Here is a 22,466-nt window from a genome sequence, read left to right as displayed (position 1 = left end):
GATTATGAAGAAGAATATCATATCCATGGCAGCAGCAATGGCTGTTTTGTCAGCTTGCGGACCGGGTGTGCCGCAGCTTGGAAAGTCCTCTCTGGATGAGGTGATTGGCGCCATGACCTTGGAAGAAAAGGCTCATCTGGTAGTAGGTACTGGTATGGCAGGTTTCTCGGGTGACAGTGCCGTAATCGGTGCGACGAAAAAGCTGGTGCCGGGCGCGGCAGGAACCACCTACCCGATCGAGCGTCTCGGCATTCCCGCCGTGGTGCTGGCCGATGGTCCCGCCGGACTGCGTATCGACCCCAAGCGTGAGGGGGATTCGGCTACGTACTATTGTACTCATTTCCCTATCGGAACTTTGCTCGCCTCTACCTGGGACCAGGAACTGGTGGAAAGTGTAGGTCAATCCATCGGTAACGAAGTGCTGGAATACGGTGCGGACGTGCTGTTGGCTCCGGCGCTGAACATTCACCGTAACCCGCTTTGCGGACGTAACTTCGAGTATTATTCCGAAGACCCGTTGGTGTCGGGTAAGATTGCCGCCGCCTACGTACGTGGTGTGCAGAGCAACGGTGTGGGTACCAGTATCAAGCACTTTGCTGTGAACAACCAGGAAACCAACCGTATGGCTACGGATGCGCATGTATCTCCACGCGCTTTGCGCGAAATCTACTTGAAAGGGTTCGAGATTGCCGTGAAGGAATCCGCTCCTTGGACCGTGATGTCCTCATACAACTACCTGAACGGTGTCTACACTTCGGAAAACAAGGAGTTGCAGACAACGATGTTGCGCGACGAATGGGGCTTCAAGGGCATGGTGATGACCGACTGGTTTGGCGGCAAGGATGCCGTGGCACAGATGGTGGCAGGCAACGACATGTTGCAGCCCGGTCTGCCCAAGCAGTACGAAGCCATCGTGAAGGGTGTGCAGGACGGAGCGTTGGACGAAGCCATCCTCAATCAGAATGTGAAGCGTATTCTGGAGATGATTCTCCAGACTCCCCACTTCAAGGGATATAAATACTCCAACAAGCCTGATTTGAAGGCGCATGCTGCCGTTACTCGCCAGTCGGCAACGGAAGGCATGGTATTGCTGAAGAACGATAACGGTGCTCTGCCGCTGGCTGCCGACGTGAAGAACGTGGCACTCTTCGGTTGCACTTCCTACGATTTCATTGCAGGCGGTACAGGTTCGGGCAACGTGAACCGCGCTTATACCGTTTCGCTATTGGACGGCTTGAAGAATGCCGGCTATGTGGTGGATGAAGCGCTGAAGAATAGCTATGAAGCTTACCTGAAAGCCGAGAAAGAACGTCTGTCCAAAGATAAGAAAGAGTGGTTCATGCCCGATACCCGTCCGGCTGAGATGGCTGTTTCCGCACAAGTCATCCGCGAGCAGGCTGCCAAGGCCGATGTGGCACTGGTGACGCTGGGACGTACCTCCGGTGAGTTCCTTGACCGTATGGTAGCCGACTTCAACCTCACCAAAGAGGAACAGAACATGTTGAAAGCTGTGTCCGATGTTTTCCACGCTGCCGGAAAGAAGGTAGTGGTGGTGCTCAATATCGGTGGTGTGATTGAAACCGCTTCTTGGAAATCTGCTCCCGATGCCATTCTTTGTGCATGGCAGGCAGGCCAGGAGGGAGGAAACAGTGTGGCTGACGTGCTGAGTGGCAAGGCTTCTCCTTCGGGCAAGCTGACAATGACCTTCCCGGTGAAGTTTGAAGATGCCGCTTCTTCCGCCAACTTCCCGATAGACATGCGCGTAAGCACCGACCTCGTGAATAAGGGCGAGAAGAAGAACGATGTGAAGAACGTGGACTATACCGATTACGAAGAGGACATCTACGTAGGTTACCGCTACTTCGACACCTTCGGCAAGCAGGTTTCCTATCCTTTCGGCTATGGTTTGAGTTATGCTACTTTCGCTTACGACAAGGCTGCTGTCAAGGCAGACAACGGTGTCTATACCGTATCTGTAGAAGTGAAGAACACCGGCAAGGTGGCAGGTAAGGAAGTGGTTCAGCTTTATGTATCTGCTCCCGATGCCGCTACTGCCAACAAGCCCGAAAAGGAACTGAAGGCTTTTGCCAAGACCAAGGAGCTGAAACCGGGCGAAGCGGTTGTGGTGACGCTGAAAGTGAATGCTGATGACCTGGCTTCCTACGATGAGGCTGCATCGGCATGGGTGGTAACTCCCGGAAACTACAAGTTCCTCGTCGGGGCTTCCTCACGCGACATCAAGGCTACGCTGGAGGCTGAAGTAGCTGCCGCAACGCAGAAGACGAACAACATCTTGAAACTTCAGGAACCGATGAGCCTCTTGAAGAGATGAGAGTAGGATTGTCTGAAAAGATAACAAATCATACCCTAAAAAACATCCTGTTGTACCCTTTGGTATGGCAGGATGTTCTTATCTTTGTGCCTCGTATAAACAGATAGTGCAACTATTATAAACCAATATCACAACCATGAATAAAAAGTTAATCTTATCTTTAGCCCTATCAGGGTTAGTGCTTACTGCTACGGCGCAGACCACTGTTGCGCCTGCCATTCCAAGAGACGAGAAAATAGAACAGCAGATTGAGACTTTGCTGAAGAAGATGACGCTTGACGAGAAAGTCGGTCAGATGTGCGAACTCACTATCGACCTCCTGCAGAAACGCGCCAATCCCTTTGCCGGCCTCGACCCGAAGAACATCACGGTGAAGGACCTGCAAAAAATCATCAAGAGATACAAGCTTGAAAAGGAATTCAAGCTGGGCAAGGAGATGCCTTCGCAGGATGTGATGATGAAGCTCTATATGCGTATCCAAGGCATTGAGAATGCCAAGGGCTTCCAGTTGGATGAGGCGATGCTCGACTCTGTCATCGGAAAATACAAAGTAGGCTCCATCTTGAACGTGCCCAACGGTGTGGCACAGAGCGTGGAGAAGTGGCAGGAAATCATCAAACGCATTCAGGAGAAATCCATGGAGGTGATGGGTATTCCTTGTGTGTACGGTGTAGACCAGATACACGGAACTACCTATACGCTGGGTGGTACTTTCTTCCCGCAAGGCGTCAATATGGGAGCTACCTTCAACCGTGAACTGACACGTGAAGGTGCACGCATCTCCGCTTATGAAACAAAGGCGGGAAGCATTCCCTGGACGTATGCCCCGGTGACCGACCTCGGGCGTGACCCGCGCTGGCCGCGTATGTGGGAAAACTATGGTGAAGACGCCTACGTCAATGCCGAAATGGGACGTGAAGCCGTTATCGGTTTCCAGGGAGAGAACCCCAACCTGATTGGCGGGAACAACGTTGCCGCTTGTATGAAGCATTATATGGGTTATGGTGTCCCCGTTTCCGGTAAGGACCGTACGCCGTCTTCCATCACCGAGCAGGATATGCGTGAGAAGCATTTTGCTCCTTATCTGGAAATGGTGAAGGCAGGTGCCCTCTCCGTGATGGTGAACTCCGCCATGAACAACGGCCTGCCTTTCCATGCCAACTATGAGCTGCTGACCAAGTGGCTGAAAGAAGACCTCAACTGGGACGGTATGATCGTGACCGACTGGGCGGACATCAACAACCTTTATAGCCGCGACCACATTGCCAAGGACAAGAAGGAAGCCATCAAGCTCGCCATCAATGCCGGTATCGACATGTCTATGGACCCGTACGACTGGAAGTTCTGTACACTCTTGAAGGAGCTGGTGGAAGAAGGTGAAGTTCCCATGAGCCGTATAGACGATGCTGTACGTCGTGTGCTGCGTTTGAAGTACCGTCTCAACCTATTTGAAAAGCCCTATTATGACTTGAAAGACTTCCCGTTGTTCGGTAGTGCGGAACATGCCGCTGCTGCATTGCAGGCTGCCGAAGAGTCTTTGGTACTCCTGAAGAATACAGACGGTATATTGCCGTTGGCAAAAGGCAAGAAACTGCTGGTTACCGGTCCGAATGCCAATTCCATGCGTTGCCTCAACGGTGGCTGGTCCTATTCATGGCAGGGCGACAAGGCCGACGAGCATGCAAGCCAATACAATACGATTCTTGAAGCCTTCACCAATAAATTCGGTGCGGACAATATCATTTACGAAGCCGGTGTCACTTATAAGCAAGGTGGCAACTGGTGGGAAGAAAACACTCCGGAGATAGAGAAAGCTGTAGCTGCCGCTGCCGGTGCCGACTACATCGTTGCCTGCATCGGTGAGAACTCTTACTGCGAGACTCCGGGTAACCTGACGAACCTCTTCCTCTCCCAGAACCAGCTCGATTTGGTGAAGGCTCTTGCCAAGACCGGGAAGCCCATCATTCTGGTGTTGAACGAAGGTCGTCCTCGCCTGATTGCTGACATCGAGCCTTTGGCTAAGGCTGTTGTCAATACTATGCTTCCGGGCAACTACGGCGGTGATGCGTTGGCAAACCTCATTGCCGGTGACGCCAACTTCAGCGGAAAGATGCCTTTCACTTATCCGAAGGAAATCAACTCTCTGATTACGTACGACTACAAACCGTGCGAACACATCGGCAAGCAGATGGAAGGTGCTTATAACTACGATGCGCAAGTGTCCGTACAGTGGGCGTTCGGTTATGGATTGAGCTATACCACTTTTGCATACAGCAACCTCAAGGTGGATAAGTCGGACTTTACCGCTGATGATGTGCTTACTTTCACCGTTGATGTGAAGAATACCGGCAACCGCATTGGTAAGGAAAGCGTGCTGCTCTTCAGCAGCGACCTCGTTGCCTCCCTTACTCCCGATACCCGCCGTCTTCGCGCTTTCGAAAAGGTGGAACTGAAACCGGGCGAGACAAAGACCGTGACACTGAAACTGAAAGGCTCCGACCTTGCTTTTGTAGGCTATGACGGCAAGTGGATTCTGGAGAAAGGTGACTTCCGCATCCAGACGGGTGACCAGACAGTGAACGTGGTTTGTACGGATACCAAGAAGTGGGAGACTCCGAATAAGTGATACGACAAGGTCTTTTAGACCTTTAGAACCATAGTAAAAGGGCCGATAGCATGAAACAAGCTATCGGCCTTTTATTTTTCCGCGTTGTCTTTCAACAGTATCTTCTTTCCGCTTGTACCTCCTTACTTCTTTTCTTGAAACAATAGAGATTGTATGCATGAGATGTACATCTCATGTTGTTTGAGATGTGCATCTCGTTGTGCTTGACATGTGCATCTCATGTAGTATGGAACGTGATAATTCATTTCATAAAGTATAAGCTTCTGTCTCATAAGATTATATGTTTTACCCCTTATCTTGAAGTGTTGAAAGGGCTTGTCTGTAATATAATTCCCGTTTGAACCGTTAAATCAATCTTTTTTTCTCTAATATTTTGTAGTCGAACAGATTATTTATATCTTTGCAACCGAAAATGGATGAAAGGTGGAGGGGCGATTAAGCTCCTCTTTTTTGTTCCTAATGGTTAATCTATGATAGAAAAGAAAACTGTTTGTCAGATTGTTGACGAGTGGCTGGCAGGAAAGGACTACTTCCTCGTGGAGGTGACAATCAGCCCGGATGACAAGATTTTGGTGGAAATAGACCACAAAGAAGGTGTTTGGATTGAGGACTGCGTAGAGCTGAGCCGCTACATCGAGTCCAAGTTGAACCGTGAGGATGAGGATTATGAGTTGGAAGTCGGTTCGGCCGGCATCGGACAGCCCTTCAAGGTACTGCAGCAGTACATTAACCACATCGGCAAGGAAGTGGAAGTGCTGGCAAAGGACGGCCGCAAGCTCAGCGGCGTGTTGAAGGAAGCCGACGAACAGCATTTCGTCGTGACCATTCAGAAGAAAGTGAAAGAGGAAGGTGCCAAGCGTCCCAAGCTGGTGGACGAGGACTTGACCTTTACGTATGAAGAGATAAAATACACTAAATACTTAATCAGTTTTAAATAAGACTATGGCCAAAAAAGTAGAAACTGTCAGCTTGATAGATACATTTTCGGAATTTAAGGAACTGAAGAATATCGACAGAACCACGATGGTAAGCGTACTCGAGGAGTCGTTCCGTAGTGTGATTGCGAAAATGTTCGGTACCGATGAGAATTACGACGTAATTGTAAACCCGGACAAGGGTGACTTCGAAATATGGCGTAACCGTGAGGTAGTGGCAGACGAGGATTTGGAAAACCCGAACCTGCAGATTGCATTGTCCGAAGCACAAAAGATTGATGCTTCTTATGAAGTGGGCGAGGAAGTGACGGATGAAGTTATCTTCGCGAACTTCGGTCGCCGTGCCATCTTGAACTTGCGCCAGACACTGGCCTCCAAGATATTGGAACTGGAGAAAGATAGTATTTACAACAAATACATTGATAAAGTGGGTACCATCATCAATGCGGAAGTCTACCAGATTTGGAAGAAGGAGATGTTGCTGCTCGATGATGAAGGCAACGAACTGTTGCTGCCCAAGACCGAACAGATACCGAGTGACTTCTACCGCAAGGGCGAGACCGCCCGCGCCGTAGTGGCACGTGTGGACAACAAGAACAATAATCCGAAGATTATCCTGAGCCGTACGTCGCCCGTCTTCCTGCAACGTCTGTTCGAAATGGAAGTACCCGAAATCAATGACGGACTGATTACCATCAAGAAGATTGCCCGCATCCCCGGCGAGCGTGCCAAGATTGCCGTTGAGAGCTACGATGACCGTATCGACCCGGTAGGTGCCTGCGTGGGTGTGAAGGGTAGCCGTATTCATGGTATTGTCCGCGAGCTTCGCAACGAGAATATCGACGTTATCAACTATACGTCCAATATCCAGTTGTTTATACAGCGTGCCTTGAGCCCTGCCAAAATTTCTTCCATCCGCTTGAACGAGGAAGAACGCAAGGCTGAAGTGTTCTTGAAACCCGAAGAGGTGTCGCTGGCTATCGGTAAAGGAGGTTTGAATATCAAGCTTGCCAGTATGTTGACTGAGTACACCATCGACGTGTTCCGCGAGTTGGATGAGGCCATAGAGGATGAAGACATCTACTTGGACGAATTCCGTGATGAAATAGACGGTTGGGTTATCGATGCCATCAAGGCTATCGGTATCGATACGGCTAAGGCTGTGTTGAACGCTCCCCGTGAGATGTTGATTGAGAAGACGGACCTCGAAGAAGAGACGGTGGACGAGGTATTGCGCATTTTGAAACAGGAGTTTGAAGAGGAGAATGAATGATTTACGATTTTACGATTTACGATTTACGATTAGAGTTTGATTGTAAATGTAAGTCGTTCCGCTCCGAGTATTATCAATCGTAAATCGTAAATGGTTAAATCGTAAATAGAAAAAATTGATGACGATAAGGTTAAACAAAGTAACAAGAGATTTAAATGTAGGGATTACGACGGCTGTCGAGTTCCTGCAAAAGAAGGGATTTACCGTTGAGGCAAATCCGAACACAAAAATTACGGATGAACAGTTCGAACTGCTCAAAAAGGAGTTTAGTACAGATAAGGACCTTAAGATAAAGTCGGAGCGTTTCAGCCAGGAACGTCAGAGCAAGGACCGCAACAAGGCGTCCGTGTCTATTGACGGCTATAGGGAAACGCAGGAGAAAGCGAAGCCCGAAGAGATTAAGACGGTTGTTCCGGAAGACGCACGTCCGAAGTTCAAGCCGGTAGGCAAGATTGATTTGGACAAACTGAACCGTAGACCTGCTCCTGCTCAGGAAAAAGAGAAAGAAGCGGAAAAAGCGGTAGAGGAGAAGAAGGTGGAGGAACCGGCAGTTGTAGAAACGCCGAAACCGGAACCTGCTCCTGCTCCCCAACCGGAACCACAGCCGCAACCGGAGGTACAGCCGGCATCTGAGCCCGAGCCGCAGCCCGTTTCGGAACCGCAGCCACAACCCGTTGTCAAGGAAGAGCCTGCTCCGGTTGTAGAGGCTCAACAAGAATCTAAAAAGGAAGAAATGATAGAAGCGCCTGCTCCCGCACCGGCAGCTGAAGAAGCACCGGTTGAAAAAGAGGGGAAAGAAGAAGGAGAAGAAATCTTCAAGATACATCAGCCTGAGTTTGTTTCGAAGATTAATGTTATCGGACAGATAGACTTGGCGGCCCTGAACCAATCCACACGCCCAAAGAAGAAATCGAAAGAGGAGAAACGCAAGGAGCGTGAAGAGAAGGAAAAGATTCGCCAGGATCAGAAGAAGCAGATGAAGGAAGCTATCATCAAGGAAATCCGCCGTGATGACAGCAAGTTGAAGGATACCGCTGCCGGCGATGCCAACGGCAAGAAGAAACGTGTCCGTATCAATAAGGAGAAAGTGGACATCAACAATGCTTCCAACTTCCAGCGTGGTGGCAACGACCGTGGACACGCAGGTGCCCAGCAAGGTCAGGGTGCCCGCCCGCAAGGTGGAAACCAGCCTGGTGGAAACAATGCCAATAATAACCGCAACCGCAATAAGGACCGCTTCAAGAAGCCGGTCATCAAGCAGGAGGTTAGCGAGGAAGATGTAGCAAAGCAGGTAAAGGAAACTTTGGCACGCCTCACTTCCAAAGGAAAGAACAAAGGTGCCAAGTATCGTAAGGAAAAACGTGACATGGCTTCCAGCCGTATGCAGGAATTGGAAGACATGGAAATGGCAGAAAGCAAGGTACTGAAGATTACGGAATTCGTGACGGCCAACGAGTTGGCAAGCATGATGGATGTTTCTGTTACTCAGGTCATCGCCACTTGTATGAGCATTGGTATGATGGTATCCATCAACCAGCGTCTGGATGCCGAGACCATCAACTTGGTGGCTGAGGAATTCGGCTTCAAGACAGAATATGTAAGCGCAGAAGTGGCGCAGGCCATCGTAGAGGAAGAGGATGATGAGGAAGATTTGGAACCTCGCGCTCCGATTGTAACGGTGATGGGTCACGTAGACCACGGTAAGACTTCATTGCTCGACTATATCCGTAAGGCGAATGTGATTGCCGGTGAAGCGGGTGGTATCACACAGCACATCGGTGCCTACCACGTGTCGCTGGACGACGGACGTAAGATTACATTCCTCGATACTCCGGGCCACGAGGCGTTTACCGCCATGCGTGCCCGTGGTGCCAAAGCTACGGATATTGCCATCATCATTGTGGCTGCTGACGACAACGTGATGCCGCAGACAAAGGAAGCCATCAACCATGCCATGGCTGCGGGTGTTCCTATTGTATTTGCAATCAATAAGATTGATAAACCGACTGCCAACCCCGACAAGATTAAGGAAGAGCTGGCTGCCATGAACTTCTTGGTGGAAGAGTGGGGCGGTAAGTATCAGTCGCAAGATATCTCTGCCAAAAAGGGTATCGGTGTACCCGAGTTGATGGAGAAAGTGCTGCTCGAAGCAGAAATGCTGGAGCTGAAAGCAAACCCGAACCGCCGTGCTACCGGTTCCATTATCGAGTCCTCATTGGATAAGGGTCGTGGCTATGTGGCTACGGTACTCGTTTCCAACGGTACCTTGAAAATGGGCGACATCGTGCTGGCGGGTACCAGCTACGGTAAGGTGAAGGCTATGTTCAATGAGCGTAACCAACGCATGCAGGAGGCTGGTCCTTCTACACCTGCCCTGATATTGGGCTTGAACGGTGCACCTGCTGCTGGCGACACGTTCCACGTAATCGAAACGGAGCAGGAAGCACGCGAGATTGCCAACAAACGCGAACAGTTGCAGCGTGAACAAGGTTTGCGTACGCAGAAGATGCTGACGCTCGACGAAGTGGGCCGCCGTCTGGCGCTGGGTGACTTCCATGAGCTGAACGTGATTGTGAAGGGTGACGTGGACGGTTCTGTGGAAGCGTTGAGCGACTCTTTAATCAAGCTGTCTACGGAGCAGGTGCAGGTAAACGTAATCCACAAGGGTGTCGGTCAGATTTCCGAATCGGATGTCTCGCTGGCTGCCGCTTCGGATGCGATTATCGTCGGTTTCCAGGTACGTCCTTCGGGTGCTGCCGCCAAGATGGCAGAGCAGGAGGGTGTGGATATCCGCAAGTACTCCGTCATCTACGATGCCATCGAAGAGGTGAAGGCTGCCATGGAAGGTATGCTGGCACCGACATTGAAGGAGCAGATAACGGCAACCATCGAGGTGCGCGAAGTGTTCAACATCACGAAGGTGGGACTGGTGGCAGGTGCCATGGTCAAGACCGGAAAGGTGAAACGCAGCGACAAGGCCCGTTTGATACGCGACGGTATCGTAATCTTTACGGGTGCCATCAATGCCCTGAAGCGCTTCAAGGACGACGTGAAGGAGGTAGGTACCAACTTCGAGTGCGGTATCAGCCTGACAAACTGCAACGACATCAAGGTGGGCGATATTATCGAATCTTACGAAGAAATAGAAGTGAAGCAAACATTATAATTGAATAATGTGCAAATATGCTAATGTGCCAATTGGCTGCGCGTACAGAAAATGCCGCAGGGCAATTGGCACATTTTGCATATTAGTTATTTGCTCATTGACCCATTAGCATATTGGCACATTAGCATATTGTCACATTGGTACATTGATTTTATGGCAATTATAGATATCATCATATTGGCTGCTTTCGGCTTGGGCGCAATCATCGGCTTCATGAAAGGTTTTGTGAAGCAATTGGCCTCTCTGCTGGGGCTGATTGTCGGTCTGCTGGCGGCAAAGGCTTTGTATGCCTCGTTGGCAGTGAGGCTGTGCCCCACGTTGACAGACTCTATGACAGTGGCGCAAGTACTGGCATTTGTCCTCATCTGGCTGGCTGTTCCTTTGCTCTTCTCCCTGGTGGCTTCTCTGCTGACCCGGGCAATGGAGGCCGTCTCGCTGGGCTGGCTCAATCATTGGTTGGGGGCTGGTCTAGGGGCTTTGAAGTACCTCCTGCTGACGAGCCTGCTGATTGGTGTCATCGAATTTATAGACGGAGACAATACGCTGATTAGCAAAACAAAAAAGAAAGAATCAGTGTTATATTATCCTATGGAAGAGTTTGCCGGGATATTCTTTCCCGCGGCAAAGGCGGTTACGGAGCAGATTGTAAACGGAGACTTTGACTGATACCGTGAACCGTGATTTTGTAATTCATAATTTGTAATTATAGAAGTGATGCAACAAGAAGAACCCAATAAATATGTAAAGGAACTCACTCAGGAGAAGTATAAGTACGGTTTCACGACCGACGTGCATACAGACATCATTGAGCGCGGGCTGAATGAAGATGTAGTGCGGCTTATCTCTGAGAAGAAGGGAGAACCGGAATGGTTGCTGGAGTTCCGCCTGAAGGCATATCGCCACTGGCTGACATTGGAGATGCCTACATGGGCACATCTCCGCATTCCCGAAATAGATTATCAGGCCATATCCTACTATGCCGACCCTACGAAGAAGAAGGAAGGACCGAAAAGTATGGATGAGGTGGACCCTGAGTTGATAAAGACTTTCAATAAGCTGGGCATTCCGCTGGAAGAGCAGATGGCGTTAAGCGGTATGGCTGTGGATGCCGTTATGGACTCGGTGTCTGTAAAGACTACCTTCAAGGAGACGCTGATGGAGAAAGGAATCATCTTCTGCTCATTCAGCGAGGCTGTACGCGAGCATCCCGACTTGGTACAGAAATATCTCGGTTCGGTGGTGCCTTATCGTGACAACTTCTTTGCGGCACTGAACTCGGCGGTGTTCTCCGACGGTTCTTTTGTCTATATCCCGAAGGGGGTACGCTGTCCGATGGAGTTGTCCACCTATTTCCGCATCAATGCCCGCAATACGGGGCAGTTCGAAAGAACCTTGATTGTGGCGGATGATGATTCGTACGTTTCTTATCTGGAAGGGTGTACGGCTCCGATGCGTGACGAGAGCCAGTTGCACGCGGCCATTGTGGAAATTGTGGTGCACGACCGTGCAGAAGTGAAATACAGCACCGTGCAGAACTGGTATCCCGGTGATGCCGAGGGCCGGGGTGGTGTCTATAACTTTGTGACGAAGCGTGGCCATTGTAAAGGGGTGGACAGTAAACTGTCTTGGACACAAGTGGAAACAGGTTCGGCCATTACCTGGAAGTATCCGTCTTGCATCCTTTCCGGCGACAATTCGACAGCGGAGTTCTATAGTGTGGCAGTAACCAATAACCATCAGCAGGCAGACACGGGAACAAAGATGATTCATCTGGGCAAGAATACCCGGAGCACCATTGTGAGCAAAGGCATTTCTGCCGGAAAGAGCGAAAACTCTTACCGCGGCTTGGTGCGCGTGGCACAGAAAGCGGACAATGCTCGTAATTACAGCCAGTGCGACTCCTTGCTACTTGGTGACAAATGCGGCGCGCATACTTTCCCCTACATGGATATTCACAATGAAACGGCCATCGTGGAGCATGAGGCCACTACCAGCAAAATCAGTGAGGACCAGATATTCTACTGCAATCAGCGCGGTATTTCTACGGAAGATGCCGTGGGGCTGATTGTGAACGGTTATGCCAAAGAAGTTTTGAATAAACTTCCGATGGAGTTTGCCGTAGAAGCGCAGAAATTGCTTGCCATTTCGCTGGAAGGAAGTGTGGGGTGATTGGACGATTAGACGATTTACGATTTACGATTGAAGTTTGATTGTAGATGTGAATCGTTTAATATCTAAGGAGTAATATCAATCGTAAATCGTAAATAATAAAATCGTAAATATAAAGATGTTAGAGATAAAAGACCTGCATGCCAGCATCAATGGCAAAGAGATATTGAAAGGCATTAACTTGACTATCCGTGACGGTGAAGTACATGCGCTGATGGGACAGAACGGTGCCGGTAAAAGTACGTTGAGTAACGTGTTGGTGGGACATCCGGCTTATGAAGTGACGCGCGGCTCCATCACCTTTAATGGCAAGGACTTGCTTGCCATGAGTCCTGAGGACCGTGCACATGAAGGAATCTTTCTTTCTTTCCAGGCTCCGGTAGAGATTCCGGGCGTGTCGATGGTGAACTTCATGCGTGCTGCCGTGAATGAGCAACGCAAGTACCGCCATCTGCCTGCCTTGTCCGCCAGCGAGTTCCTGAAGCTGATGCGCGAGAAGCGCGCCATTGTGGAACTGGATAACAAGCTTGCCAACCGCAGCGTGAATGAAGGTTTCAGTGGCGGTGAGAAGAAGCGTAACGAGATATTCCAGATGGCGATGTTGGAACCGACTTTCGCCATTCTGGACGAGACGGATTCCGGATTGGATGTGGATGCTTTGCGTATTGTGGCCGACGGTTTCAACAAACTCAAGACTGCGGAAACCAGTGCTATGGTCATTACCCACTACCAGCGGTTGTTGGACTATATCAAACCCGATACGGTACATGTACTGCTGGGTGGACGTATCGTAAAGACCGGTGGACCGGAATTGGCGAAGGAGATTGAAACACGTGGCTTCGATTGGATAAGGAAAGAAGCAGGTGAATTATAAACTCATAATCTGAAAACATGAGTGTAGAGCAACAATACATAGACCTTTTCTCCCAAACGGAGGCGATGATATGCCGGCATAGTGCCGAGGTGCTGAATGCGCCGCGTGCCGTTGCTTTTGCTGACTTTGAGCGCTTGGGCTTTCCCACCCGTAAGGAGGAGAAATACAAATATACGGATATCAGCAAGTTCTTTGAGCCGGATTATGGCTTGAACTTGAACCGGTTGGAAATTCCGGTGAACCCTTATGAAGTGTTCAAGTGCGATGTTCCCAATATGAGCACTGCTCTTTATTTTGTGGTGAACGATGCTTTTTATGGCAGGGCTTTGCCCAAGTCCCATCTGCCTGAAGGGGTTATCTTCGGCAGCCTGAAGGAGGTGGCCGGGAAACATCCCGATTTGGTGAAGAAATATTATGGCAAGTTGGCTGATACGGCAGAGGATGGGGTGACGGCGTTCAACACCGCTTTTGCACAAGACGGCGTTCTGTTTTATGTTCCTAAGAACGTGGTGGTAGAGAAACCTATTCAGCTGGTGAATATCCTGCGTGGTGACGTCAATTTTATGGTGAACCGCCGTGTGCTGATTATTCTGGAGGAGGGTGCACAAGCCCGCTTGTTGGTGTGTGATCATGCGATGGACGGCGTGAACTTCCTGGCAACGCAGGTGATAGAAATCTTTGCCGGTGAGAATGCCATTTTCGATTTTTATGAACTCGAAGAGACACACACCAGTACGGTACGTATCAGCAATATGTATGTAAAGCAGGAAGCCAATAGTAATGTATTGCTGAATGGTATGACCTTGCACAACGGAACTACACGGAATACAACCCGTGTGACGCTTGTCGGTGAACATGCGGAGCTGAATCTGTGCGGTATGGCCATTGCAGACAAGAATCAGCATGTGGACAATCATACGACAATCGACCATGCCGTGCCCAACTGTACCAGCAATGAGCTTTATAAGTATGTCCTTGACGAGCAGGCTGTAGGTGCCTTTGCCGGTCTGGTTTTAGTGCGCCCTGACGCACAGCACACCAGTTCGCAACAGACCAACCGCAATCTTTGTGCCACCCGAGATGCACATATGTACACCCAGCCTCAGCTGGAGATTTATGCAGATGACGTGAAGTGCAGTCACGGCGCTACGGTGGGGCAGCTCGATGAAAGCGCTCTCTTCTATATGCGGCAGCGTGGTATCCCGGTGCGCGAGGCGCGCCTGTTGCTGATGTTCGCTTTTGTCAACGAAGTTATCGACACCATCCGTTTGGATGCTTTGAAAGACCGTCTGCATCTGCTGGTAGAGAAGCGTTTCCGGGGGGAACTGAACAAATGCCAGGGGTGCGCCATCTGCAAGTGATAGCTTATAATTTCGATTCATTATGAACAACGATATAAATAAGAGTAGTATCTTGGCTCCCCTCCCTATGGGAGAGGGGCTGGGGGAGAGGCTTCGAGCTGATTTCCCTATCCTTTCCCGTGAGGTATATGGCAAGCCGTTGGTCTATCTGGACAACGGCGCGACTACGCAGAAACCTCGCCAGGTAGTAAATGCCATTACGGACGAATATTATTCGGTGAATGCCAATGTGCATCGCGGAGTGCACTTCCTGTCGCAGCAGGCTACAGAGCTGCACGAGGCCTCGCGTGAGACGGTGAGACGTTTCATCAATGCTCGCAGCACGAATGAGATTGTCTTCACCCGTGGTACGACGGAGAGTATCAACCTGCTTGTCTCCAGCTTTGGTGAGGAATTTATGCAGGAGGGGGATGAGGTGATTCTTTCTGTGATGGAACACCATAGCAACATTGTTCCCTGGCAGCTGCTTGCCGCCAAGCGTGGAATTACCATCAAGGTGATTCCGATGAATGACAAGGGCGAACTCTTATTGGACGAATATAGGCAGTTGTTCTCCGAACGTACCAGGATTGTCAGTGTGGCGCATGTTTCCAATGTGCTGGGTACGGTCAATCCCGTCAAGGAGATGATTGCTTTTGCCCATGAGCAGGGTGTTCCGGTGCTTGTGGACGGTGCCCAGTCCATTCCCCACATGCCGGTAGATGTGCAGGATCTGGATGCCGATTTCTTCGTTTTCTCTGCGCACAAGGTGTATGGTCCTACGGGGGTAGGGGTGCTTTATGGTAAAGAGGAGTGGCTGGATAGAATACCTCCCTATCAGGGCGGTGGAGAGATGATTCAGCATGTATCTTTTGAAAAGACTACCTTCAATGAATTGCCCTTCAAGTTTGAAGCCGGTACGCCGGATTATATCGGTACTACCGGACTTGCCAAAGCTTTGGACTACGTTTCGCTGGTTGGGATGGACAAGATTGCCGCCTATGAACACGAATTGACCCAGTATGCCATGCAACGGCTGAAAGAGATTCCCGGTATGCGTATCTTCGGCGAGGCAGAAGACAAGGGTAGTGTCATATCGTTTCTGGTAGGTGATATCCATCATTTTGATATGGGTACATTGCTCGACCGTCTTGGCATTGCCGTACGCACGGGACATCACTGTGCCCAACCATTGATGCAGCGTCTTGGCATCGAAGGAACAGTGCGTGCATCTTTCGGGCTTTACAATACCCGGGAGGAGATAGATGTGCTGGTGGCAGGTATAGTTCGTGTCAGCCGGATGTTCTGACCAAAGCAAAGCTTTGCAACCTTTCTTTCATTCCTTGCGTCTAATATGTCAACAACTAAAAAAATGAATTATGTTAGTAACAACAACCCCGACTATTGAGGGTGGACGTATCACCCGCTATTATGGCATCGTTTCCGGTGAAACGATTATCGGTGCCAATGTATTCCGCGATTTCTTTGCCAGCATCCGCGACGTGGTGGGTGGGCGAAGTGGCTCTTATGAAGAAGTGCTGCGCGAAGCTAAAGATATAGCCTTGCGCGAGATGCAAGAACATGCCCGTGCTATGGGTGCCAATGCCGTGATTGGTGTAGACTTGGACTATGAAACGGTAGGAGGCAGTGGCAGCATGTTGATGGTTACGGCATGCGGTACGGCTGTAACGGTGGAATAAGTTCGCTCTACTATATTACAACATAGGAAGATATAAGAAATGGCAACCCTGTGAATGGTTGCCATTTTCTTTATAAGGAGTATCTTTTATCGGTTATTTGTACCAATCCTTATAATCTGTTCCATTGGAATTGACCCAATCCATAAAATGTTCAAAGCTCTTGTCTATCGGGTGGGTTTCAGGAGTATTGAAGTTTGTGGCTCCACTTAGATGAATGGCAAAAGGATAGTTGCCATTGGCTACATAATAGCTTGTCGGTACAGAGGACAAATCCTCTTCGGTATGGAATAGAGCCATGTCTGCCTTTTCAGTAGGAGGATAGTTGACCAAATGCACTTCGATGCGTGATTCTTTCAATTCGTCATGTACCATGATGAATGGATTATAAGGGGGAATTCCAAGCGTTTCGTGTGATAGTGGAGTCTTGAAGGTGTTCTTTATCTTATATGTAGCGGTTTTTGTATTTCTCTCTGTTACATCGAGCGCACTTAGAAATACATTGACGGTAGCTTTGGAAAGGTCTGTATCCAGTCCTTGTCCGTTGAAAGTTGTGGGGGCTTCCAATATTTCAGTTGACATATTGCTGCGTTCTGTATTCAGTTGGTAAGCGAAACCATTTTTGAAAGTGGCACCGGACCAAAGCAACTCATAGGTGTCTTCTGTAGAAAGGGCCTGATTGGCATCATTGAAGTTCAATACGGACTGGTATTTTACAATAACATCATTCAAGTCATAGTCACCCTTTCTGGGCCAATTATCTTCGAAAGCGATGATTCCTTTGTATTCCAGACTGTATTTCTTATCCTCGTTGCCACCGTCAGGTTTGATATCAGGAATATCCGGATTGATGATGGCTTCGATGGGGTTGGACCATACGTTGAATTGTATATCATTATAGTCTTGGTCTGTCCAATCTTCAAAGGACAATACGACAAAATCATCGATGCGGAATGCGGCTGTATGTGTACGGCCGTCCCCATTCAGCTTTGTAGTAGAGTAGAAAGGCTTATTGTTTCCGCCATAGAAGCTGTCATTCAATAGGAACCATCCGATTTTTACTCCATTGGGAAATACGGTGCCTTGGTCCACTCCGTCGGGGTCTATGTAATGAAGCTTTACACTTTCACCGCCTTGTAGTCCGGAAGCCTTTTTATTATAATAATTATCCATCAGAGTGTTTGGAAAAACAATGCATTTGGGGGCTTTTTTAATTTCACTTAAAGATGCGTCTGCCCTATAGCAATAATAGCCAAAGGCGCTCGCTGCACCGCTGGTTCCTCCAATTATCCGGATGGATACTTCCGCATTGCGCCCTTCCGGATCATTGATTTCAAAATCTATGGCTTGTCGGTATTGCTTAGGGCATGTGCCTCCTTCCTTCAAGGTCGTATTGATGATTGTCAATACATCACCGGGAATTGTGATTTTGTTGTCTGTGTCTAAATAATGAGGATATCCTTTGGAGCTCCATGTTCCTAATACATGGTATCCTTTGGGTGCCTGCCATCCCTCCGCCCGTGTTTGCGGATTATCATCGGTGGAATCCCATTTGATGTCGGCAGTAATGGCATCTCCTGCAATAACTGTTTTGAAGAGGGTGGGGACCCCTATATAAGAAGTATAGATATATGCTTCGTCCCCATGGTCCGAATTGATGATTTCCTTGCCGCTATATGCACCGTTACCGTCTGTCATGCGTCTGATGACCGGTTCCAGGTCTGTGCGTTTTATAATCTGGCCATCTTTGTCAATCGTGAACGGGTCTTCAAGATAGATTTCAAAAAGTACTTTATAGCCTTCGGGGACATCATACTTTACGTTTACTTGGATGGAAGATGTCGTAGAAAAATCAAAAGAGTTGGGAGTCTTCTCATCGTCTTTTCCATTATCGGGATTGTAGACGTCATGTTCGCATCCTATGGATAGGAATGCCAGCATAATGCTGCATAATGTCAAAGCCAGCATCTTGCATGTCAGGTTAGAATAGATTGGTTTCATAATGCCTTTGTTTTTAGCTTGTTTACTTGTTGCAAAGGTACTATAAAAGTTGTAATATATATCTATATGTGCTCTGTTCTTCTCATTAAATACAAAAAATAGGTAAAAAAGGGTACTGCTTGTTGTTTTATTCGCCAGTATAAATACATGCTTGCTTGGATTTCTTTTCTTTTTCATTTGCTTATTTCGTTTCAAATCAATATTTTTAGGCTTTCGTTCAACCTTTTAATACGAATAAATGCTATGGACCAAATCCTATTCTGGCTGGTTCCAGCCGCTTCTATTATGGCACTTTGTTTTGCCTGGTATTTCCATCGTCAGATGATGAAAGAGAGTGAGGGTACGCCTCAGATGATTAAGATTGCCGCTGCTGTGCGCAAAGGTGCTATGTCTTACCTTCGCCAACAATACAAGATTGTGGGCTGGGTATTTCTGGGGCTGGTTATCCTTTTCTCCATTATGGCATACGGTTTCGGAGTGCAGAACTCCTGGGTGCCGATTGCTTTCCTTACCGGAGGATTCTTTTCCGGACTTTCCGGCTTTTTGGGTATGAAGACGGCCACCTACGCATCGGCTCGCACTGCCAATGCGGCACGCACATCGCTGAATGCCGGACTACGCGTGGCTTTCCGTAGCGGTGCGGTGATGGGACTGGTAGTGGTTGGCCTTGGCTTGCTTGATATATCTTTCTGGTATCTGTTGCTGAATGCTGTAATTCCGGAAGATGTAATGACTCCCACCCATAAACTCTGCATCATTACCACTACCATGCTGACTTTCGGTATGGGCGCTTCCACGCAGGCATTGTTTGCACGCGTAGGTGGCGGTATCTATACAAAAGCTGCCGATGTAGGTGCCGACCTTGTGGGAAAGGTGGAAGCCGGTATTCCCGAAGACGACCCGCGTAATCCTGCCACGATTGCGGATAATGTAGGCGACAATGTAGGCGACGTGGCAGGTATGGGGGCTGATTTGTACGAAAGTTATTGCGGTTCTATCCTTGCTACGGCTGCCCTCGGTGCTGCGGCTTTTATCCACTCGGGTGATACGCTGATGCAGTTCAAGGCCGTAATCGCTCCGATGCTGATTGCAGCCGTCGGAATATTGCTTTCCATTATCGGTATCTTCTCCGTGCGTACCAAAGAGAATGCGAAGATGAAGGACTTGCTGAACTCACTGGCTTTCGGTACTAATCTCAGCTCTATTTTGATAGTTGTCGCCACTTTCTTTATCCTGTGGTTGCTGAAGTTGGACAACTGGCTGTGGATTTCCTGCTCCGTGATAGTGGGTTTGATAGTAGGTATCATCATCGGGCGGTCTACGGAGTACTATACTTCCCAATCCTACCGTCCTACCCAAAAGCTGAGTGAAAGCGGAAAGACCGGTCCGGCGACAGTCATAATTTCCGGTATAGGCTTGGGAATGCTTTCTACGGCTATTCCGGTGATTGCCGTGGTGATAGGTATCATTGCTTCTTATCTCTTTGCTTCGGGCTTCGACTTCTCTAATGTGGGTCTGGGGCTCTATGGTATTGGCATTGCCGCAGTAGGTATGCTTTCTACATTGGGCATCACGCTTGCTACAGATGCTTACGGACCGATAGCTGACAACGCGGGTGGCAATGCGGAAATGTCCGGTCTGGGTGAAGAGGTGCGTAAGCGTACCGATGCGCTTGACTCCTTGGGCAATACTACAGCCGCTACGGGCAAAGGCTTTGCCATCGGTTCCGCCGCTTTGACGGGATTGGCTTTGCTGGCCTCTTATGTCGAGGAAATCCGTATCGGGCTGACCCGCCTCGGGACTACCGAACTGTCGCTTCCTCATGGCGATGCCGTGGCTCTTCAAGATGCCACTTTCTTCGACTTTATGCATCACTACGATGTGACGCTGATGAATCCGAAAGTTCTTTCCGGTATGTTTCTGGGCTCGATGATGGCATTTCTTTTCTGTGGATTGACGATGAATGCGGTAGGGCGTGCAGCGGCCCATATGGTAGACGAAGTGCGCCGCCAGTTCCGCGAAATCAAGGGAATCCTTACAGGAGAAACGGAGCCTGATTATGAGCGTTGTGTGGCAATCTCGACGAAAGGGGCGCAACGCGAGATGGTGATTCCGTCACTGATAGCTATCATTGCTCCGATTGCGACGGGACTTATTTTCGGTGTTCCCGGTGTGCTCGGCCTGCTGATTGGCGGATTGAGCAGTGGTTTCGTGCTTGCCATCTTCATGGCAAATGCCGGTGGTGCATGGGATAATGCCAAAAAGTATGTGGAAGAAGGCAACTTTGGCGGCAAAGGCAGTGAAGTCCACAAGGCTACAGTTGTGGGTGACACCGTAGGAGACCCGTTCAAGGACACATCCGGTCCGAGCTTGAATATCCTAATCAAGCTGATGAGCATGGTAGCCATTGTGATGGCAGGGCTTACGGTTGCGTGGAGTCTGTTCTAAAAAGAGTTTTTCCCCGTATCCCACCAAAGGCGGGTGGCGCCGTTATCTGCGCCACCCAGTTTTTCCGTGAGGGTGGCGTATTGTGCCGGGTCGGCAGTGGCGGCGTCCGTCGAGAACGGAAGGCGGCGGATCATGATATCCGTATCAATCACTTTTCCGGTGTTGCTTTGGACCTTGAAAAGTTTGGGGTATCCGGTACGGCGTTGCTCAGCCCATGCCTCATAACTTTCGGGCCAGCATGCCAGCCACTTCTGGGTAATAATCTTTTCGAGTTTCGTCTCTATGTCTGCATCTTCTTCCCATTTGGGGGATATGGTAATCAAGGCTTTCATGTCCTTGCCTACCTTGCCGCCCGAGACTACATCTTTATAATCGGCAGGGGTTTTGTCGCTTTCCAGATATTCGGAGGCACCAGCACAGTCCCACTGTGTAAATGAAGTACTTACCCCGTATTCATAGCATGTGCGGGGATTCTCTTTGGTATAGCCACGGAGGGCTGCTTCGGCCCTGAGCAGCCAGACTTCTGCCGCACTCATCAATACGGCTCCGGTCTTTTCGCCGATGGTACTTGTGTTGAGGGAAGAGCAAAAACTGTAAATGTTGGCGTCACCGTCTTTCATGGGTAACCCGATGGGAATGCCTAACAACTGTTTTTGATAACCTTCGAGAAGGGCGGTGTTATACCATTTCTTGCCACGCGGGTCCTCATAACCGTTGACAATGGATTCCATCGAGGCATTCATGTAGACTTCACCCCAACCGGCAACGGCACACAAAGGATTGATATAGTTCTTGCCCATTACAGCGATGGTTTCCCTTGCACCTTCCAGTACACCTTGATTGTCATTCAGTGCTTTGGTTGCTTGGTCTTTGGCAAGTGTTGCATCTACATTGGAGATGCGCATGGCAAGGCGCAAACGTAGTGAGTTGGCAAACTTTAACCACTCCTTCAAGGTCTTGCCGTTGGTCAGCATATCATACTCTTTGAATTTGTTGTTGTCACCGCCCTCGTCCAGGTATTCCCTTATCAATTGCTGCCCTTCGTCCAGGTCTGCAAAGAAGCGTGTATAGGCTTCTTGCTGTCCGTAAACCCGGGGTGTCTCACCCAGTTGATGGTAGACCAGCGGACCGTATGTATCGGCAATGCGGTGCATCAGTTCCACTTTCAAAATTTCGGTAATGCCGAGGTAGCCTTTCAAGTTGTCATTGCCATAAAAGTTCTTTTCTGCCTTCTGCACCTCCGTGTAGACATATCCGTAAGTACATTGCCATGCGGCATTGGTCCAGCCTGAGTTCAGGTTGTAGCAGGCGTTGGATTTCATGAATTTAGGAATAGGGTCCATGAAGTAGCCGGAGAACATGTCATGGTTCAGGGATTGTGTCATCTGCCATACCCAATTTAAGCCAACAGAACCTATATTGAAGTAGATACCCGACTGTATGGGTTCGAATGGAGCAGTTAGGTTCTGGAAATCTATTTCCTTTTTGTCGTCCGAGAAACCTCCCTTGATTTCGTTGTCGTTCTCAAAACCGCCGGTGCAAGCTGCAAGCAGCAATATGCTATGGCAGAAAAGGAATATGATGCACTTGTTTTTCATAAGGTAT

General features: G+C 49.2%; 14 protein-coding genes. 12 read left to right on the top strand and 2 right to left on the bottom strand.

Annotation, left to right across the window (positions count from 1 at the left end):
• The first annotated feature begins 4 nt into the window (after positions 1–4).
• The 11 genes from DW800_RS00795 to DW800_RS00745 all read left to right on the top strand — a co-directional run bounded on the left by DW800_RS00795 (position 5) and on the right by DW800_RS00745 (position 16,415).
• Positions 5–2,332, top strand: coding sequence for a glycoside hydrolase family 3 C-terminal domain-containing protein (locus tag DW800_RS00795; RefSeq protein WP_119957686.1), 2,328 nt, complete (start codon positions 5–7; stop codon positions 2,330–2,332).
• Between the two features lie 136 nt (positions 2,333–2,468).
• A complete protein-coding gene (locus tag DW800_RS00790; RefSeq protein ID WP_119957685.1) occupies positions 2,469–4,958 on the top strand; it encodes a glycoside hydrolase family 3 N-terminal domain-containing protein in 2,490 nt (829 codons plus the stop codon).
• 470 nt (positions 4,959–5,428) lie between these two features.
• A complete protein-coding gene (gene rimP / locus DW800_RS00785; protein ID WP_005824352.1) occupies positions 5,429–5,896 on the top strand; it encodes a ribosome assembly cofactor RimP in 468 nt (155 codons plus the stop codon).
• Between the two features lie 4 nt (positions 5,897–5,900).
• The gene (gene nusA / locus DW800_RS00780) at positions 5,901–7,166 is read left to right on the top strand and encodes a transcription termination factor NusA (RefSeq protein WP_005833693.1); all 1,266 of its coding nucleotides are present in this window, start codon (positions 5,901–5,903) and stop codon (positions 7,164–7,166) included.
• A gap of 118 nt (positions 7,167–7,284) precedes the next feature.
• Positions 7,285–10,332: a translation initiation factor IF-2 gene (gene infB, locus DW800_RS00775; protein WP_005833691.1), complete on the top strand. Its 3,048-nt coding sequence runs from the start codon at positions 7,285–7,287 to the stop codon at positions 10,330–10,332.
• Positions 10,333–10,485: 153 nt separating this feature from the next.
• A complete protein-coding gene (locus tag DW800_RS00770) occupies positions 10,486–10,998 on the top strand; it encodes a CvpA family protein (protein WP_119957733.1) in 513 nt (170 codons plus the stop codon).
• A gap of 48 nt (positions 10,999–11,046) precedes the next feature.
• Positions 11,047–12,501: a Fe-S cluster assembly protein SufB gene (gene sufB / locus DW800_RS00765; protein ID WP_119957684.1), complete on the top strand. Its 1,455-nt coding sequence runs from the start codon at positions 11,047–11,049 to the stop codon at positions 12,499–12,501.
• 118 nt (positions 12,502–12,619) lie between these two features.
• Positions 12,620–13,375, top strand: coding sequence for a Fe-S cluster assembly ATPase SufC (gene sufC / locus DW800_RS00760; protein ID WP_005824362.1), 756 nt, complete (start codon positions 12,620–12,622; stop codon positions 13,373–13,375).
• Positions 13,376–13,392: 17 nt separating this feature from the next.
• The gene (gene sufD, locus DW800_RS00755) at positions 13,393–14,736 is read left to right on the top strand and encodes a Fe-S cluster assembly protein SufD (RefSeq protein WP_009037370.1); all 1,344 of its coding nucleotides are present in this window, start codon (positions 13,393–13,395) and stop codon (positions 14,734–14,736) included.
• Positions 14,737–14,803: 67 nt separating this feature from the next.
• Positions 14,804–16,024 (top strand): cysteine desulfurase, encoded by a 1,221-nt coding sequence (locus DW800_RS00750; protein ID WP_050756854.1) that lies wholly within the window; start codon positions 14,804–14,806, stop codon positions 16,022–16,024.
• A gap of 70 nt (positions 16,025–16,094) precedes the next feature.
• Positions 16,095–16,415, top strand: a complete 321-nt coding sequence (locus DW800_RS00745; RefSeq protein WP_005824368.1) for a heavy metal-binding domain-containing protein — start codon at positions 16,095–16,097, stop codon at positions 16,413–16,415.
• 93 nt (positions 16,416–16,508) lie between these two features.
• Here the strand turns inward: DW800_RS00745 and DW800_RS00740 are convergent, their stop codons facing one another.
• Complete coding sequence (locus DW800_RS00740) at positions 16,509–18,590, bottom strand: LruC domain-containing protein (RefSeq protein ID WP_055288448.1); 2,082 nt, start codon at positions 18,588–18,590, stop codon at positions 16,509–16,511.
• 66 nt (positions 18,591–18,656) lie between these two features.
• Between DW800_RS00740 and DW800_RS00735 the strand changes: the two genes are divergently transcribed.
• Positions 18,657–20,861, top strand: coding sequence for a sodium-translocating pyrophosphatase (locus DW800_RS00735; protein ID WP_009037367.1), 2,205 nt, complete (start codon positions 18,657–18,659; stop codon positions 20,859–20,861).
• Here DW800_RS00735 and DW800_RS00730 read toward each other — a convergent pair.
• On the bottom strand, positions 20,858–22,459 hold the full coding sequence (locus DW800_RS00730) for a SusD/RagB family nutrient-binding outer membrane lipoprotein (RefSeq protein WP_008661982.1): 1,602 nt from the start codon (positions 22,457–22,459) through the stop codon (positions 20,858–20,860). The genes DW800_RS00735 and DW800_RS00730 overlap by 4 nt on opposite strands.
• Positions 22,460–22,466: the final 7 nt, after the last annotated feature.

This window comes from Bacteroides sp. AM32-11AC (assembly GCF_003603515.1).
Lineage (GTDB): Bacteria > Bacteroidota > Bacteroidia > Bacteroidales > Bacteroidaceae > Bacteroides > Bacteroides uniformis.
This window is presented reverse-complemented; position numbering and strand designations above follow the sequence as displayed.

Bases quoted from the DNA above. Each gene is read 5' to 3' on its own strand.
- sufC (WP_005824362.1), top strand. From the start codon at position 12,620: ATGTTAGAGATAAAAGACCTGCATGCCAGCATCAATGGCAAAGAGATA.
- sufD (WP_009037370.1), top strand. From the start codon at position 13,393: ATGAGTGTAGAGCAACAATACATAGACCTTTTCTCCCAAACGGAGGCG.
- DW800_RS00730 (WP_008661982.1), bottom strand. From the start codon at position 22,459: ATGAAAAACAAGTGCATCATATTCCTTTTCTGCCATAGCATATTGCTG.
- DW800_RS00795 (WP_119957686.1), top strand. From the start codon at position 5: ATGAAGAAGAATATCATATCCATGGCAGCAGCAATGGCTGTTTTGTCA.
- DW800_RS00750 (WP_050756854.1), top strand. From the start codon at position 14,804: ATGGGAGAGGGGCTGGGGGAGAGGCTTCGAGCTGATTTCCCTATCCTT.
- sufB (WP_119957684.1), top strand. From the start codon at position 11,047: ATGCAACAAGAAGAACCCAATAAATATGTAAAGGAACTCACTCAGGAG.
- DW800_RS00790 (WP_119957685.1), top strand. From the start codon at position 2,469: ATGAATAAAAAGTTAATCTTATCTTTAGCCCTATCAGGGTTAGTGCTT.
- DW800_RS00735 (WP_009037367.1), top strand. From the start codon at position 18,657: ATGGACCAAATCCTATTCTGGCTGGTTCCAGCCGCTTCTATTATGGCA.
- infB (WP_005833691.1), top strand. From the start codon at position 7,285: ATGACGATAAGGTTAAACAAAGTAACAAGAGATTTAAATGTAGGGATT.
- nusA (WP_005833693.1), top strand. From the start codon at position 5,901: ATGGCCAAAAAAGTAGAAACTGTCAGCTTGATAGATACATTTTCGGAA.
- DW800_RS00745 (WP_005824368.1), top strand. From the start codon at position 16,095: ATGTTAGTAACAACAACCCCGACTATTGAGGGTGGACGTATCACCCGC.
- DW800_RS00770 (WP_119957733.1), top strand. From the start codon at position 10,486: ATGGCAATTATAGATATCATCATATTGGCTGCTTTCGGCTTGGGCGCA.
- DW800_RS00740 (WP_055288448.1), bottom strand. From the start codon at position 18,590: ATGAAAAAGAAAAGAAATCCAAGCAAGCATGTATTTATACTGGCGAAT.
- rimP (WP_005824352.1), top strand. From the start codon at position 5,429: ATGATAGAAAAGAAAACTGTTTGTCAGATTGTTGACGAGTGGCTGGCA.